7 protein-coding genes and 1 pseudogene are annotated in these 17781 nt (G+C 57.3%); all 8 read left to right on the top strand.

Translation table 11 applies throughout. The features are described from left to right. Window positions 1-67: 67 nt before the first annotated feature. The 8 genes and pseudogenes from AAID99_RS04880 to AAID99_RS04845 all read left to right on the top strand — a co-directional run bounded on the left by AAID99_RS04880 (window position 68) and on the right by AAID99_RS04845 (window position 17769). Window positions 68-12055: a hemagglutinin repeat-containing protein gene (locus AAID99_RS04880; protein ID WP_498493319.1), complete on the top strand. Its 11988-nt coding sequence runs from the start codon at window positions 68-70 to the stop codon at window positions 12053-12055. A 1-nt stretch (window position 12056) separates the two neighbouring features. After that, the gene (locus AAID99_RS04875) at window positions 12057-12452 is read left to right on the top strand and encodes a hypothetical protein (RefSeq protein ID WP_498493318.1); all 396 of its coding nucleotides are present in this window, start codon (window positions 12057-12059) and stop codon (window positions 12450-12452) included. Window positions 12453-12487: 35 nt separating this feature from the next. Continuing rightward, window positions 12488-13155, top strand: a pseudogene (locus AAID99_RS04870) (IS6 family transposase); the annotation flags it as partial. Window positions 13156-13323: 168 nt separating this feature from the next. Next, window positions 13324-13677 carry an immunity protein Imm33 domain-containing protein gene (locus tag AAID99_RS04865; protein ID WP_498493317.1) on the top strand — a complete coding sequence of 118 codons (354 nt, stop codon included), beginning with the start codon at window positions 13324-13326 and terminating at the stop codon, window positions 13675-13677. 93 nt (window positions 13678-13770) lie between these two features. Further along, on the top strand, window positions 13771-15183 hold the full coding sequence (locus tag AAID99_RS04860; RefSeq protein ID WP_498493316.1) for a hemagglutinin repeat-containing protein: 1413 nt from the start codon (window positions 13771-13773) through the stop codon (window positions 15181-15183). 57 nt (window positions 15184-15240) lie between these two features. After that, the gene (locus AAID99_RS04855; RefSeq protein ID WP_498493315.1) at window positions 15241-16515 is read left to right on the top strand and encodes a toxin glutamine deamidase domain-containing protein; all 1275 of its coding nucleotides are present in this window, start codon (window positions 15241-15243) and stop codon (window positions 16513-16515) included. Then, complete coding sequence (locus AAID99_RS04850; RefSeq protein WP_498493314.1) at window positions 16512-16817, top strand: YrhB domain-containing protein; 306 nt, start codon at window positions 16512-16514, stop codon at window positions 16815-16817. Before AAID99_RS04855 ends, AAID99_RS04850 begins: the two co-directional genes overlap by 4 nt. Window positions 16818-17055: 238 nt before the next feature. Next, window positions 17056-17769: an IS6 family transposase gene (locus AAID99_RS04845; protein ID WP_498493313.1), complete on the top strand. Its 714-nt coding sequence runs from the start codon at window positions 17056-17058 to the stop codon at window positions 17767-17769. Window positions 17770-17781 lie beyond the last annotated feature (12 nt).

The following is a 17781-nucleotide window of genomic DNA, read 5'->3' as shown; positions in this document are numbered from 1 at the left end:
GACCGGGGCCATCACCCAGTCAGGTCAGATCGACTCACAGCAGGGGATCGCGCTCTCGGCTACAACTGTGCGCAATACGGGCTCCCTGAAAGCGGCTGGGGGTGCCGGCATTCGTATCGCGGCACGTAACGACGTTCGCAACAGCGGTACGCTCGCAGCGAGCGGCGGCGCTCTCTCTGCATCCGCGCAGTCTATCGGTAATGAGACCGGCGGCGTTCTGGCTGCACAGGGACAACTCGATCTGCAAAGCGCAGGAGATATCGCCAATAGTGGACAGATTGCGTCACAGGGCAGTTCGGTCGCACTCCGGGCAAACGGCAAATTTTCACAGAGCGGGGGTGAACTTGCGGCCCAGGGCGGGGCTCTTTCGATCGCCGCCAACGCGATCGCTAACGACGAAACAAGTCGTATAGCCTCGCGTGACGCCATGCACTTTACGGCGACGCAATTTGGTAATGCCGGGAGCATTATCGCAGGGCAGGATCTGTCTTTTGAAAACAGTTCATCCCTAGCCAATTCGGGCAATATTCAGGCTTACAGTTTGTCGGGAGCGGCTCTTCAGTCTCTGAGCAATTCTGGCACGATCCAGGCTGTATCCGGTGCCGTGTCTTTCTCGGTGCAGACAGCGTTGCGCAACAGCGGCACGTTGTATGGCGCCACGGGTGCGACGATCAAGACGGGTGGTGCGCTTGATAATAGTGATGGTCAGATTGGTTCGGGGAATGGTGCGGTCTCTGTCTCTGCTAGGTCTATTGCTAATAACCGGGGCAGGATCATCGCCTCTTCTGGTGCGCTCGGTCTGACGGTATCGGGCGATATCGACAATAGTGACGGTACGCTTTCGGCCAAGGGCGGCGCCTTGTCTGTCTCGGGGCAGGCGCTGACGAATAACGGGTCGGGTGTCATTTATGCGTCCGGGCCTCTGACAGCGACACTGGCACAATATAACGCCGTACAGGGGTCGTCTGTAGCATCAGATGCCACGCTCGACCTCACCGCTTCGGTTACTGTTCAGAATGACGGCCAGATCCTGTCCGCGCAAGGTATGAGGCTTAGCGCGCAGGGCGGACTGGGTAACGGTGCGAATGGCCAGATCGTTGCGACGACTGACGGCCTGTCGATCACGGCACAGGGCGCAGGGCTGACCAATAACGGTCAGCTTGGCACGCTGGATAGCGGCACTGTCTCTCTGAATGGCGCGAGCTATGCCGGGACCGGGCTTGTGCAGTCTGCCGATAGCCTGACCTTGCGCATGGACGGACTGGCCTCGGTCGGTGGGTCGCTGCTGGCAGGAAAGGGCGACCTGTCGCTGACTGCTGATGCCTTGTCATCAACCGGGCAGATCGGTGCGCAAAACGGCTTGCTGAGCGTGTCCGTTCAGGATGCCCTGCGCAACAGCGGCACACTTTATGGCGCGACGGGTGCGACGATCGGTGCGGGTGGCGCGCTCGATAACAGTGACGGCCAGATCGGTGCGGGGAATGGTGCGGTCTCTGTCTCTGCTGGGTCTATTGCCAATAAACAGGGCAGGATCGTCGCTTCTGCCGGGGCGCTCGGTGTGACCGTATCGGGCGATATCGACAATAGTGACGGCACGCTTTCGGCCAAGGGCGGCGCCTTGTCTGTCTCGGCGCAGGCGCTGACGAATAACGGGGCGGGTGTCATTTATGCGTCCGGGCCTCTGACAGCGACACTGGCACAATATAACGCCACACAGGGGGCGTCTCTTGCGTCAGATACGACACTGGATCTCTCCGCCTCGGGTAGTGTTCAGAATGACGGGCTGGTGCAATCTGCAAGCGCCATGTCGGTCAAGGCTGAGGGTGGTCTCGACAACGGGTCTGAGGGGCGGATCATCGCTTCAGACGGTAATCTTGACATATCTGCTCAGGGATCAGGCCTTAATAATGATGGCAAGATAGGTACGGTCAACACAGGCACTGTGCAGGTTCGCGCAGCAGAAATGACCGGCGCTGGCCTGATTCAATCTGCCGATGGGCTGGATATCGCGGCGGTCGGCAATGTTGCGATGACAGGCTCGCTTTTGGCTGGGCAAGGCGATTTGACCCTGTCATTTGATGATTTCTCGTCTTCCGGAGAGATCGGTGCGCAGGCAGGAGCACTCAGACTTTCGTCGCGCAATATCCTGCGCAATAGCGGCACGCTTTATGGCGCGACGGGTACGACGATCAAGGCGGGTAGCGCGCTCGATAACAGTGATGGCCAGATTGGTTCGGGGAATGGTGCGGTCTCTGTCACGGCAGGTTCTGTTGCCAATAACCGGGGCAGGATCATCGCCTCTTCTGGTGCGCTCGGTCTGACCGTATCGGGCGATATCGACAATAGTGACGGCACGCTTTCAGCCAAGGGCGGCGTCTTGTCTGTCTCGGCACAGGCGCTGACGAATAACGGGGCGGGTGTCATTTATGCGTCCGGGCCTCTGACAGCGACACTGGCACAATATAACGCCGCCCAAGGTGCGTCTCTGGCATCAGATGCCACTCTGGATCTTACGGCCTCGGGCGGCGTGCAGAATGACGGCCAGATCCTGTCGGCGCAGGGCATGACGCTCAGCGCCCAGGGTGGTCTGGTCAATGATGCCCACGGGCAGATGGTTGCAACAACAGGCGGTCTGTCAATCACAGCACAAGGCGCGGGTCTAACCAATAACGGCCAGCTCGGTACGCTGAACGCTGGTGCCGTTTCTCTGAATGGCGCGCGCTATGCCGGGTCTGGCCTTGTGCAGTCTGCCGATAGCCTGACCTTGCGTATGGATGGACTGGCCTCGGTCGGTGGGTCGCTGCTGGCAGGCAAGGGGGATTTGTCACTGACGGCGGGAGCGCTGTCCTCAACCGGGCAGATCGGTGCGCAAAACGGCTTGCTGAGCGTGTCCGTTCAGGATGCCCTGCGCAACAGCGGCACGCTCTATGGCGCGACGGGTACGACGATCAGGGCGGGTGGCGCACTCGATAATAGTGATGGCCAGATCGGCAATGGCAACGGATCCATCATGATCACCTCTGCCACACTGCTCAATCACCAAGGCAAAATCATCTCTCCGAAGGGCAGCGTGTCTCTGATTTCGGGAGATGTCGATAACCGGGCTGGCACCATACAGGGGCAGAACAAGGTTACGGCCACCGTCAGTGCGCTCGATAATCGCAATGGCGGGGCTGTGCTCTCCTTGAGATCGGATCTGATCCTGCAAAACGGGGAAAACCCTTTATCCTCCATACTCAACCAGGGAGGGACCATCGGTGCGACCGGCGTACTCTCCATCGCCACAAAGCATTATGAGTCTGACGCAGGCAGCTCCCTTCTCGGGAACGCCGGTATGGCGCTCTCGGTCTCAGGCGATCTCGATAATCAGGGCATCATCTCCAGCGGTACCGATCTTGCCCTGACCGTTGACACGCTGATCAACGGTGCGGGAGGCCTGATTGCTGCGAAAAATGGCGATCTGACGCTCACGACTAATGCGCATAGCGCAGATGCGCTTTCCAATAGCGGTATCATACAAAGCTCGGCAGCCGGAAAAACACTCACGATTGTTACGGCGGGGCTGACGAATACCGGGAATATCCTCGGTAATGGACTCGTCACTGTCTCGGTCAGCGATGCCGTGATTAACACCGGCAAGCTTAGTGCCCTCGGCGGCAGTCTCACCCTCAATGCGTCGTCGTTGCAAAATGGCGGGACTATGGCAGCGTCGGATCTGCTGTCGCTGCAGCTTTCCAGTTCAGTGTTCAATGAGGGCACCTTCTATGGAGCGCAGGGCGTTACGTTGGCCGCCGGCACTTTGGCAAATCGTGGTGAGGGCCAGATTGGGGCTGATACAGGCACGGTTTCGATTGATACCGGTAGTCTGACGAATGTGGGTGGAACCATTCTTTCGACCCGCAAAGACCTGCAGATTAGGACGGACACGCTTCTTAATGAGGGCGGCATTCTGCAGGGCCAGACGGACCAGACCATTGAGACTGCCAACTTGACCAATCGGGCAGGCGGGCAGATCCTGACCCGTGACGGCGCACTCGATATTGCAGGCAGACAGGGTATGCCGAGTACGGCAGTTGTGAACGATGCCTCGACCCTGCAAGCGTCTTCAACGCTGTCGCTCAAGGCGAATTCTCTGACAAACAGCAATGGCACGATCCTGACCACCGCAGGCGGGATGGATCTTGCGCTTTCTGGTGATGGTGCGCTCGATAACACGGGCGGGATCATCCAGAGCGCCGGAAATCTGCGCCTTGGTGCGGGCGCCTATACTGGTTCCATCGCCTCGATGCTGACTTCCAGCGGCGATATGGGCCTGCTTCTGAGTGGTGATGTCGTCAATGCGGGTCATATCGATGCCGGGGGTAACCTCACCCTTGCAGCCCATAGTATTACCAACCTCGTCGGTCAAAGCGCTGACTCGCCTGCGGTCATTTCTGCAAAAGGCCAGACTCTCGCACTGACGGCCCAAGCCATTACCAATGCGGGCGCCATCCAGGCCTCTGGCGATCTGAGTACCCTGACGCTCGAGGCATCGGACCTCCAGAATAGCGGCACGATTGCCGCGCAACGCGACATTGGTGCGTCAATCACAGGCAGTCTGGGCAATACGGGCACATTCGTCTCGCGTCAGGGTGCGCTGACACTCGCTGCGCAGGACGCTACAAATTCAGGTTTCCTCGGAAGCGTCGCTCAGACCTGGCTCACCGTTCAGAACAGCGTGACAAATAGCGGGGTGATTTACGCTGACGCAGGCGTCGTGGCACACATGGCTGGACAGTTTGATAACACCGGCGGGCAGATAGGTACGGCAAACGGTGATATCACACTTGACGCTGCGCGTATCATCAACGGGTCGGGACGGATCATTGCACAGGGTGGCCTGCTTACGCTGACCGGTACGGCCATAGCCAATAAAAGCGGTGTCCTTCAGGCGGACGGCTCTGTGGCGCTGGCTGCGCCACAATTTGACAATACGCTGGGGCTTGTCCTCTCAAAATCGGCTTCTGTGTCTATCGGGGTGGCCAATGCGATCGACAGTGTGACCAATACCCAGGGGATTATCCAGGGTAACGGGCCTGTCAGTATCGGCTTTACCGACCTTGCCAATGACAATGGTCAGATACTGGCTCAGGCGGGCGATTTGGTTCTTCGTGGGTCAGGCAACGGCAGCGTGACCAATACGAATGGCGCCATCCAGGCGACAGGAGCGGTCACGCTCGATGCTGGCTCCTATCAAGGCGGTGAAAACAGTCAGGTCACCAGTGGTCAGTCCATGGGGCTGATGGTGACCAACGGGTTCATCAACGCAGGAAAGATCGCCTCGGTGGGCGACCTGACAGTGCAGGCTGGCAGCGTCTCGAACGACCAGCACGGCATCATGGCTAGCACGCAGGGTAATCTTGCCCTCACAAGCGGTGCTGCCCTGATCAATCGAGGCCTAATCCAGACTGAAGCAACTCAGGGGTTGCTGTCTATTCAGTCTGGCTCACTGGATAATGCGGCCCAGGCCGGGATCGTTGCCAATGGCAATGCAACACTTGTTTTACAGGGTGCGCTGGATAATGCAGGCGAGGTGACAGCGCATGGAAGCCAGCTGACATTGAACGCAGCACGGCTGACCAACAGCAATCTCATGCTTTCGAGCGGCGCAGTCTCACTGTCATTGCCTGGAGACCTGACGAATAACGGCCTGATCTACGGTCTGGCCGATGTAACGCTTAATACGGCCAACACTGATAATCGCGGCGGGCAGATTGGCTCCGGTCAGGGGATGGTGTCACTCACGGCCTCGTCCCTGCGTAACGATCAGGGCGGGCGCATCATTGGCACAGACGGGTCGGTGCGCATTGCGGCGGGATCTATCGCCAATGACAATGGCCTGTTGCAGGCGGGGCGCGACATTACGCTTCAGACCGGTCGTCTGTCGAATGATGCGGGCCAGGTTCTTGCTGTCGGTGGCGCGCTGTCCATCGCCAGAGATGGGGCAGGCCATGCGCTTGACGACCTGATCAATAACGGGGGGCGCCTGCAGGCCGGGTCGGACCTTGCTGTTGCTGCGCAGCAGGTTGAGAGCTCTCAGGGCACGATCCTGACGCAAGGAGGCGACCTGTCCCTCACTGCCGGGCAGGGCGCACGTATGCGCCAGCTCGATCTCACCGGGGGTACGCTTCAGGCCGGACGGGATCTGACGCTCTATACCAGCGCGCTCACGGGAACCAGCGTGGTCCAGGCCACGCGTAACCTCGATTTCTCCACGGCGCAGGATGTCGGGAGCTTTTTGTTCTCTGCCGGAGGCGACGCACGCCTCACCCTAGATTCCGGCTGGCACATCAATGCCGGGGCTGGCGTCGTTGCGGGTGGCGGGATCACCGCCATAGCGCCTGATATTGCCAATAACGGCGCTCTTATCGCATGCGCTGCCCTGTCTCTCTCGACACCCGGTAGTCTGACCAATACAGGGCTGATCAGCGGTACGCAGGGCGTGCAGATCGCGCTGGATGGCAATCTGACCAACCGTCAGGGTGCTATCCTGTCCGATGCGGGCGATCTGACGATCGGGGGCAGGTCGGGCCAGTTTGCCGGGGACATCACAAACAGTTCTGGCCAGATTCTGACAGGCAGCGCTCAGGGCGATGTGGTCATCAGCGCGCGGTCCCTGACCAATGATATCATTGGCGGTGTCACCTATCAGCAGGGTCAGGTTGTTTATAGCCAGACCTACGATCAGGCTTTGGCAAACCCGCCGACACCCTCGAATCTTGGCAATACGGGGCAGTATTACTGGGGTCAGAAGATCCTGGCCATCCAGACTCCTGACGGTTTGCTGACGCCGGATGGCAAACCGGGATCGGGCTACGTGCTCGCTGCGCTTTATGGTGGCACTGCCGCCTCGAAGGTTGTCGTAACCGGCGTCGGGTCTCTGGCCACAGCCTCGAACGCACCCTCCATCATTTCAGCAGGGCATGATCTGATCGTTACGACCAGTGGCGCCATTACCAATGATGCCAGCCATCTGGCTGCTGGCAACAACATGTCGCTCAAGGGCGGCTCGCTGAACAATGTCGGGTACGACACGAGCGTTACCTATACGCTGACCTGCTATAACGGAAATTCCTGCCGTTGGTACATGCCGCCCGGTGAGGCGGCCAATCCTTGGTTTCCTGGTGGCTGGCAGGTTGGATCGGGTGGTGGCTGGCCCTGGCCGAGCCAGATCTGGGGCAGCAGCCGCTCGAACGGGTTGTCTGGCACGATTGTGGCCGCCAACAGCCTGATCGGTGATTTTGCAGGGCAGATCAACAACAGCACGATTATCCAGCATGCGACCGCGGCACAGCTTGCCGCCGCCTCGCAATATCAGGGTGGTACGCCGGGTGGTGTGACGGCGCCTGGCATGAACGGTCATGCCGTAGGTGGCGGTGCCCCGACATTGCCCGGTGCCGATCGCCCGACAGGGAATATCGATACGGGCGTTTCTGGAGGCGCCGGGGCGCAGGGAGGCATATCGGGCACTGGGCTTGATGGCGGCTTCTTGACCGGCTCCGGGCAACAGGCGACAGCACAGTCAGGGCATGACGGGCTTGGCGCGTTCGATACGGGTGCTCTCGCCGGCGGTGGTAACACCGATCTTGAGCACAACGGTGGTGGATCGCTGACTGCGCCAGGTCAGGGCAATGGACTGTCGGGGGGACGACCCGAAACAGGGGGCAGCATCACACCCGGAGGGCTCCAGCCGGGCCAGGGCAGCAACGGGCTTTCCGGCGGTCGTCCGCCATCCGGTGGGTCAGCGCCCTCTCTTGCAGGTGGAGGTGTACTTCCGCAGGAAGGCGTCCAGACGGCAGCGGATGCAGCGCAGCATTTGCGTCTCCCGGGTTTTCTGAACAGCTCTGATCCGTCGGTAATGCAGGTGATTACCTCCATTCCGGCAGGCAGCGCGCTCTATGTGCCCAACCCGTCGCCCCAGGCGCATTATCTGGTCGAGACGAACCCGGCCTATACGAGCCTGACAGCGTTTCACGGCTCGCAATATCTTGTGGATCGTCTGGGCAAGACACCGTCGGATTATACGTTTCTGGGTGATTCCTATTTCGACCAGCAATATGTGCAGCAGCAGATTGTTTCGGCGACGGGCCAGACCTTCCTGGGCGGCACGTTTGTCAACGCATCTTCCCAGATGCAGGCACTGGTCACGAACGGAGCAGATCAGGCGCAGCGCCTTGGTCTGACTTTTGGTCAGGCGCTGAGCGATGAGCAAAAAGCGTCCCTGACGCAGAATATCGTCTGGTATGTGCCGGTGCAGGTGAATGGTGCGACGGTGCTGGCGCCGAAGCTCTATCTGGCCCCAGGCAATGTAGCGCTGAGCGGTGGCACGATTGCGGCGAAAGACGTGTCGCTTGCGGGATCGAGCGTCACGAATAGCGGGACGATCTCGGGCAGCAACAGCCTGAGCATTCTGGCGCGCAATGGCGACATCACCAATACGGGCACGCTGGCAGGCGGCTCGGTGAGCCTGGTGGCGCAGAACGGCTCGATCATCAACAGCGCGACGCTGAACGATTATCTGGTCAATGGCGGCAATCAGGGCCAGCTGGGCTCGGTCGGCACGATCACGGCGAGTGGTGCGGCGTCACTCTCGGCCAGCAATGACATCACCTTCAATGGCGGTCGCCTGAGTTCGGGTGGCGACCTGTCGATGCTGGCGGGCAACAGCCTGACGCTTGGGGCCGCGACGGTGCGTCAGGCCACGGCGGTGAAGGGCGCCAATGTCAGCAGCGCGTTCAGCCAGACGCAGAATTACACGAGCTCCATCAGTGCGGGTGGCAATGCGGCTCTGGCGGCCCTTGGGGGCGATCTGAAATCGGCGGGTGCGACGATCGACAGCACAGGCAATATGGTGCTGTCTGCGGCCAAATCGCTCGATCTTGGGTCTGTCACGGACAGCAGCAGCCATGACATCTCTGGCAGCAAGTCGGGCTTCCTGACGCATAGCAGCTTCACCGACAAGGGCAGTCTGTCGGTCGAGCGCGGCTCGAACGTGACGTCCGGTGGCACGCTGACGGGTCTGTCGGGCGGGGATATGAGCCTCAAGGGTCTGATAGGCGCGCAGGGCGATGTCTCGCTTTCTCCGGGGGGCAATCTGACGCTGGAGGCCACGAAGACGCAGAGCGAGGCGAGTGCGTCGCATCACGTGGCGGGTATATCGCTGAGCAGCCAGGGCGCGCAGGGGACGCTGGGCTATGGCATGCGCGACGACAAATCATCGTCCTCGAGCACGGTCTGGACTCCGTCGGTTCTGGCCTCGCTGGGCGGCAGCGTTGCGCTCAATGCGGGCAAGGCACTCACGATAGACGGCTCGGCATTGTCGGCGGCGAACGATCTGACGCTCTCGGGCTCGTCCGTCTCGTTGCTGGCCAAGGAGAACAGCCAGACACAGAGCACGGCGCATAAGGAGAAATCCATCGGCGCCAGCATCGGGCTCTCACCGGGCTCTATGATTGGGCAGGCGGTCAATGGCGCGCTTGCGGCATCGAAGCAGGAAAACGGTGTGCTCGGGGTGCTTGGCGGCCTTCAGACGGCGGTGGGTGAGGCAGGAGCCTATCCGAGTGGCGCGTGGAAGAACGACATCATCGGCGTGCAGGCGAGTGTGGGTTTCTCGACCAGCAAGACGGCCTCCAGTCAGAGCCAGACGACACTGCAGGGCTCGTCTGCCAGCGCAGGCGGCACGCTTGCCATGGTGGCGCGTGGTGACAATGCTGCGGATGCGCAGAACGGTGCGATCAGTGTCACGGCGGGTCAGCTATCGGGCAAGGATGTGGTGCTGGCTGCCAGCAAGGACATCATGCTGCAATCGGGCGTCGAGAAAGGCGAGACGGAAGGGTCAAGCAGTTCCTTTGGCGTCTCGGTCGGGGTGAAGGCGAGTATTGGTGCAGGGCCTAAAGGGGCTCGTGCCGGCGTGAGTGTTACGGGTTCTGTTGGTGGTTCGACACAGCATAGCCAGTCTGACAGCACGACGCATGTTGTGACGACGGTGACTGGCACGAATAGTGTCACACTGACCACGCCCGGCACGACGACGCTTGATGGTGCGGTGGTCTCTGGCGGTCATATCGGTGTGCAGACGGGTAATCTGGTCATCAAGAGCCCGCAAGATACGGCGCATTACGAAAGCCATTCGACATCGGGTGGTGCGAGTATTTCCGTCCCCGTTACGGGCGTCGGTCAGACGGGTGGTGGCGCGAGCATGGCCCACACGTCGATCACGGACGAATACCGTTCGACCGGAAAGGACCAATCGGGTCTTTATGCGGGTAAAGATGGTCTTGATGTCGAGGTGTCCGGCAACACGCATCTGACCGGCGGCGTAATCAGCAGCACGGCTGAGGCGGAGCGCAACCATTTCAGCACCGGCAGTCTGACGGCGGAGAGCCTGGAGAACATCTCGCGCTGGAGCGGCACGAGCGTCTCGGCGGGTGGCGGGTATTCGAAAGACGAGGCGCCGGAAGATGTGCTCAAGACCAGCACGTTTGCGGTAGGTCACGAGGACCACAGCGAGAGCAGCATCACGCAATCGGTCATCACGGGCACTATCGATGTGCAGAGCGGCAGCACGACGGGGCATTACAGCACCGATCTCGCTGGCGCGAACGGGCATCTGGACAATGATTTCAACGCGAAGAAGCTGAACACGACGCTCCAGATCCAGACCGCCGCACAGACACTCGCAGAAAGCGCCGTAGAGGTTGGCAAGCAGGTATATGATAAATTCCAGGCGGATCGGGGTGCCTCTGGAGGTAGTGGCCGCAATATCAGCGGTAACAATGCAACTCAGGGTGTGGGATCGCACAACTTTAGTGACGGCCAAGCTCAACCAACGGACGGATCTGGTCGGGCGAATGTGGCCACCGGAGATCTGGCTGCTTCTTCTGGGGACTTACCACTGGGGGACGCTCAGGCGTCAGATAGCAATTCGGGTCATGGGGCTCTTCTGGAGAGGCCCTCAGAGGAAATTACAGTCAGGCCGCCTAAAAAATTCTGGAGCGACGCCCAGCTGACTACGCAGTTGGAAGGATATGAGAACTGGGAGGTGAGGGGTGGAAGAAACAAGCCTTACTCGGGAGGGATGGGAAGCTCAGCCGAAGCACAGGCTCTCTGGAATGCGAGCGAAAACCGCCTCAGTCAGATCAGCAATCTTCCCGATGGTTGGGGTCTTATCGGCTCTTTGCCTCTGGCTGGCATGCAGGCCATGGATGGAAAGGGCATGGCAGCCCTCGGCACTCTGGCACTTGCTGGTCCAAACTTGGTCGGGCTGGGCTCGCAATTTCGCGTTGTCGCGCTTGGCGCAGGTGGATTGCGTGCAGGCGCAGTGTCTGGGGAAATAGGCTCCGGCGTTCTGGCACTTGTCCAGGGAGGCCGCGGCGTTGTTACCGTTGGGGATATCGCAAAAGCGCTGAAATCGCCACTCGCCTTGGAAGAGGCAAAAAACGCATTCAATACCGCTCTGAAAGCCTACCAGTCACACCAGAATGTGAGCGCCACTACGGGAGAGCAGCAATCTTCGGATCATACCGGTAAAAACGATGCGCAGGCTCAGCCAAACAAACAAGCAGCGTCAGCAGAGAAAGTGGGCGCTGATTCATTGCCCCCTAATAATGACGATCCCGACGATGAGGAGAAAAAAGACAATTTTTCCACCGATCCTAATCAACAGGAGTCACAACCCTCGCCTGGTGGCTTACGCAAAACGCTCGGCGAAGTGCGGGAGCAGCAAGTGGCAGATATCGTAGGTGGGCGGGTAAGTCGTGATGAAATCCAGCACGGGTCGATGGGAAAGACGGATATCGATGTGATCGCAGGAAATGGTGATCTTGTCGCAGTAGGAGGCCCGGCGAAGGCGAAAAATTTAGGTCGTCTCGGCGAAGTATTGAGGACATATGCAGCAGAGGCTAGTAAAAGAGGGGTGCAAGCATGGGCATATTTTGAGGAATCTACACCAGAAAGTGTTTTAAGTCTGGCACGAAGAATTCTGGGGGATCATGTAAAGACTTTCAAGGACAAATAAAATGCAAATGCTAGCCAATGTAATTATCAACTGCGATAGAGTATATACGCTAATATACTTAGTAAATATAATGCGTGACGCAAAATTCTATTTATCTAATAAAGAAAAAGAAATATTTGGTTTTAAGAAAGAGTTTAAAGTAAGATACTCGTCAGAAGGAGAAATTTTTCATGATTTCGAAAACTGTGATTTAGATACAGTCGTATTTTGGAACAGCAGCAATGAAGCTTTATTCGCGTGGTGGGACCTTGAGGGGGAAGTTATGAAGATAACGCTTTCTTTCGATGGATGGTCGGAGGAAAAATCTATTATTATAATACAAGATATAATTTCTTCTCTTCTACAAAGAAATTTTCATAGAGGGGACGGTGTTTTCTTTTCTCTTGAAGCAGGGTGATGAGAACGTCATCTGTGAGCTACAAACGGCACCATTTTCCGTGTGAACTGATAGCGCATGCGGTATGGCTATATTTCCGCTTCCCTTAGAGCTTTCGTCTTATGGAGGAAATGCTGCTCGAGCGGGGTATAGTCGTCTCATACGAGACGATCCGTCGGTGGAGCCTGAAGTTTGGCGCGGCCTTTGCCCGCTCCCTGCGTCGCAAGGCTGCAAGACCGGATGATCTCTGGCACCTGGACGAGGTGCGGATCGCGATCCGTGGCAAGCCCCATTGGCTGTAGCGGGCTGTCGACCATGAGGGCATTATTCTCGATGAGATCCTGCAGACCCGCCGGAACATCAAAGCAGCCAGACGTCTGTTGACCTGGCTTTTGAAACGGCAGGGGGTACGCCCCTGTTACATGATAACTGACATGCTGAAATCCTATGGAGCAGCAAGACGCAGACTTGGTCTCGCGATCCGGCATTTCTCGCTTAAGGGCTGAACAGCCGGGCGCAGAACAGTCATCTTCCCTTGCGAAAACACGATCGCATCATGCAGAAGTTCCGTTCACCGGGCGGGTGTCAGCGCTTCGTTTCTGTCTTTTCAGCCATCCGAAATCTCTTCGTCCCATCCGCCTCCATCACCACTGCCCTTTCCCGGCACATCCATTGTATCCGGGCCTTCGCTCAGTGGGGCAGCGCGACCGCCCTCAGCCCCTGAAGATCTCTTTCTCGGGCGTCGCCTACATCACATCAGTTAACGTGACAGCACCTATTGAAAAGCAGACTCAGATTGATACGGTTCAACCTCACTGTCCTACCTGTTCGAGGATCCAAGGTGGACATTTGAGCGTCTTTTCACGCCAGATGAAAGAAAATTAGGGTTAAAATGATCATAGATATGATACAGCGGAATATATGTAAAAAATACAATTCGGGTTTCTTTCCGATGTTGGAAAGTGACAAGATGGGAGTAAGTAAAAATATTAGAGAAGGGGCTAGGCCCTTAAATGGGCTACGGATAAAACCTGACGAAGATACTTCAGGATGGTATGTTTGGGGTGGAGTGGAAATGTTGGATGATGATGATTTTTTTCTTCCTCTGCATTATTCCCATATTCCGTCATGGGAAAAGCTAATCATTCCATACCTCGCCTTGGCTCCTGGATGGAGATTTTTAATAACGGAAACTTACGAAGATGTATGGTTCGATTCCGATACATTTCAAAGTGTTTTACGCTAAACGCGATAGTTTTCATGGGGTAAAGTAGATAGTTTCTCTGTATGCACTGCACTTGAACAGAAGGCGTCTCTGACGCAGAATATTGTCTGTTATGTGCCGCTACAGGTGAATGGTGCGACGGTACTGGCGCCGAAGCTCTATCTAGCACCGGGCAATGTGGCACTGAGCGGCGGCACGATTGCGGCGAAAGACGTGTCGCTTGCGGGCTCGAGCGTCACGAACAGCGGGACGATTTCGGGCAGCAACAGCCTGAGTATTCTGGCGCGCAATGGCGACATCATCAATACGGGCACACTGGGCTATGGCATGCGCGACGACAAATCATCGTCCTCGAGCACGGTCTGGACTCCGTCGGTTCTGGCCTCGCTGGGCGGCAGCGTTGCGCTCAATGCGGGCAAGGCACTCACGATAGACGGCTCGGCATTGTCGGCGGCGAACGATCTGACGCTCTCGGGCTCGTCCGTCTCGTTGCTGGCCAAGGAGAACAGCCAGACACAGAGCACGGCGCATAAGGAGAAATCCATCGGCGCCAGCATCGGGCTCTCACCGGGCTCTATGATTGGGCAGGCGGTCAATGGCGCGCTTGCGGCATCGAAGCAGGAAAACGGTGTGCTCGGGGTGCTTGGCGGCCTTCAGACGGCGGTGGGTGAGGCAGGAGCCTATCCGAGTGGCGCGTGGAAGAACGACATCATCGGCGTGCAGGCGAGTGTGGGTTTCTCGACCAGCAAGACGGCCTCCAGTCAGAGCCAGACGACACTGCAGGGCTCGTCTGCCAGCGCAGGCGGCACGCTTGCCATGGTGGCGCGTGGTGACAATGCTGCGGATGCGCAGAACGGTGCGATCAGTGTCACGGCGGGTCAGCTATCGGGCAAGGATGTGGTGCTGGCTGCCAGCAAGGACATCATGCTGCAATCGGGCGTCGAGAAAGGCGAGACGGAAGGATCGAGCAGTTCCTTTGGCATCTCGGTCGGGGTGCGTGGCAGTGTCGGCATGAAAGGCACGGGTGCCAGCGTGTCGGCGTCAGCGGGTGGTTCGACGCAGCACAGCCAGTCTGACAGCACGATACATGTTGTGACGACAGTGACTGGCATGAACAGTGTCACCATAGTCACGCCGGGCACGACGACGCTTGATGGGGCTTTGGTCTCTGGCGGTCATATCGGTGTGCAGACGGGTAATCTGGTCATCAAGAGCCCGCAGGACGAGGCGCATTACAAGAGCAACGCGACATCGGGCGGGGCAAGTATCACGGTTCTCATACCGGGAGCGGGGCTTGGCCCTGCGGACGGTGGCGCGAGCATGGCGCACACGTCGATCACGGACGAATACCGTTCGACCGGAAAGGACCAGTCGGGCCTTTATGCGGGTGACGACGGTCTTGATGTCGAGGTGTCCGGCAACACGCATCTGACCGGCGGCGTAATCAGCAGCACGGCTGAGGCGGCGCGCAACCATTTCAGCACAGGCAGCCTGACGGCGGAGAGCCCGGAGAACATTTCGCGCTGAAGCGGCACGAGCGTCTCGGCAGGAGACGGATATTCGAAAGACGAGGCGCCGGAAGATGTGCTCAAGACGGGCACGTTTGCGGTGGGCCATGAGGACCACAGCGAGAGCAGCGTCACGCAATCGGTCATCACAGGTAATATCGATGTGCAGAGCGGCAGCACGACGGGGCATTACAGCACCGATCTTGCTGGCGCGAATGGACATCTGGATAATGATTTTGACGCTAAGAAGCTGAACACGACGCTTCAGATCCAGACTGCAGGCCAGACGCTAGCAGAAAGCGCAGTCGAAATCGGCGCCGCCGCTTACGACAAATATCAGGCAGATCAGGCTTCGGCTGCGGTGCATAAAAGCATTGCGGATACCAAAGCAGCGCAGGCTAATTCTGCTGTCGCAGCGAAACGGGGCCAAGACGGAAACGCGAATACGTCATCCGGAAATGCCGGATCCAGCCTCTCGGGTGATCAAACTCTGACAGGCGAACATTACTATGCCCATGGGCTCGCCTCTTATGATCTCACAGACCCCGATCAGAGTGGCACACGGACAGACGGTCAGAAGATTAGCGCCTATAGTGATAATCATGGCAATGACACTCTTACAGTTACTGCCCCCCGGCATCACATGGCTCCTGGCCTTGATTTCCGCTACGGCATAACTGCCTCTGAATTTGCACAATTTGCTTTTCCGCCGGTAGCAACAGCAGCCTCTTTATGGCGTACCGGGCAGGATATTTATCAAGGAGAATATCGGCAGGCAGCGATCGAGAGCGCGCTTGGTTGGGGGCTGGGAATCGAAACCGGGGCCGCTGGTATGGCTGCGGGAAAAGTTGTCGCGTTAGGTCTAAAGGAGCTACGGGCCATAGCAGCAGCTGGCAGGGAAGAAAAAGCCGCAGGTACGGTCTTGCAGAATGCTGCTCAAGATCAATCGTTAGCGGGTTCTATCAGAAACGTGAATCCAGGGTTCCCGGGGGAAGGCAGAACCCATAATTGCGTAAATTGTGCTATCGCAACTAATGCGACCCTCTCAGGTCGACCAGCATCTGCCCTCCCCATTTATCATACTCGCGGAGTGTCGACGACTGTGTTGGAAGAGGAGTTCGGATCAAAGTTTGGATCCCCCATGACTTCTGATAAGATTGTGAAAGATATGCAGCAGGCTGAAGACGGGGCTCTGGGTATCGTATTCGGTGCCGACCCTGAAGGAGGGGTAGGACATGTTTCTAACGTCGTGAATCAGAAGGGGATCATTCGTTTCCTGAATGGTCAAACCGGAAAGCCTGCGTGGCTTGAACCCTATAAATATTTTCAACTGCTAAGGACAAACAAATGATTGATTTCGATGTTGCAAGAAAAAAAATAGAGACTTACCTAAATAAATCAAACGACGAGCTGACCATATTCAGATCAGGCAGCTTCTCTGACGGGTGGTATTTTTTTTATCAGTCTAAAAAATATTTAGAAAGCGGGAATTTATCTGACTTATTGGTCGGAATGGGACCTATTATCGTAGATAAATTTACAGGAAAGTTCTATGCCCTAGGTTCCGCAAGTTTGGCTACTAATTATATAGAAGAATACATGAGTCAAAAAAACAATTCTGAAATCACATTCCAAGAAATAATTCAAAATTAAATCATCCCAATATTATTTTGTTATAAAAACGAATTTTGGACAGCAATATACGTAGTGGTGCTGTCATGGTGTTGATTTTCACTGAGAACTGACCCTGGGAGTGCGGAAGTTTTTATTGAGAATTAACCCAGCCTGTGGTTATCTCTCTGAACTGCGCCGGGATTGGCGGAGACCGATTTGCTTAAGTTATGCTGCCATGGGGACGCGGGGTGATGTCACGTTAAGTGCGGCATGGTAAATGCTGGTGATGAGAGCGTCATCAGTGAGCTACAAACGGCACCGATTTCCTCGTGAGCTGATCGCTCAAGCGGTATGGCTGTATTTCCGCTTTCCGCTGAGCTTTCGTCTTATTGAGGAAATGCTGCTCGAGCGAGGTATAGTCGTCTCATACGAGACGATCCGTCGATGGAGCCTGAAATTCGGTGCGGCCTATGCCCGATCTCTGCGACGCAAGAAGGCTCGGCCTGGTGATCTCTGGCATCTGGACGAGGTGCGGATCGTGATCCGTGGTAAGCCTCATTTGCTGTGGCGCGCAGTTGATCAGGACGGCTATGTTCTCGACGAAATCCTGCAGACCCGTCGGAACACCAAAGCAGCCAGACGTCTGTTGACCCGACTTTTGAAGCGGCAGGGGGTGCGCCCCAGTCGCATGATCACCGACAAGCTCAAATCCTATGGGGCAGCGAGACGCAAACTTGGTCTCTCGATCCGGCATCTCTCGCATAAGGGTCTGAACAACCGGGCGGAGAACAGTCATCTTCCTTTGCGAAAACGCGAACGCATCATGCAGAAGTTCCGTTCACCGGGCGGATGTCAGCGCTTCGTGTCCGTCTTCTCAGCCATCCGAAATCTCTTCGTCCCATCCGCTCGCATCACCACCGCCCTTTCTCGTCACATCCATCGTGTCCGGGCTCTCGCCCAATGGAATAACGCAACCGCTCTCAGCGCCTGAATACTCATTCCC

The sequence above is a fragment of the Asaia sp. Ae19-3 genome, from assembly GCF_059801175.1.
Note: the sequence above shows the minus strand (reverse complement) of the source record. Positions and strands in the feature narration are given on the sequence as shown.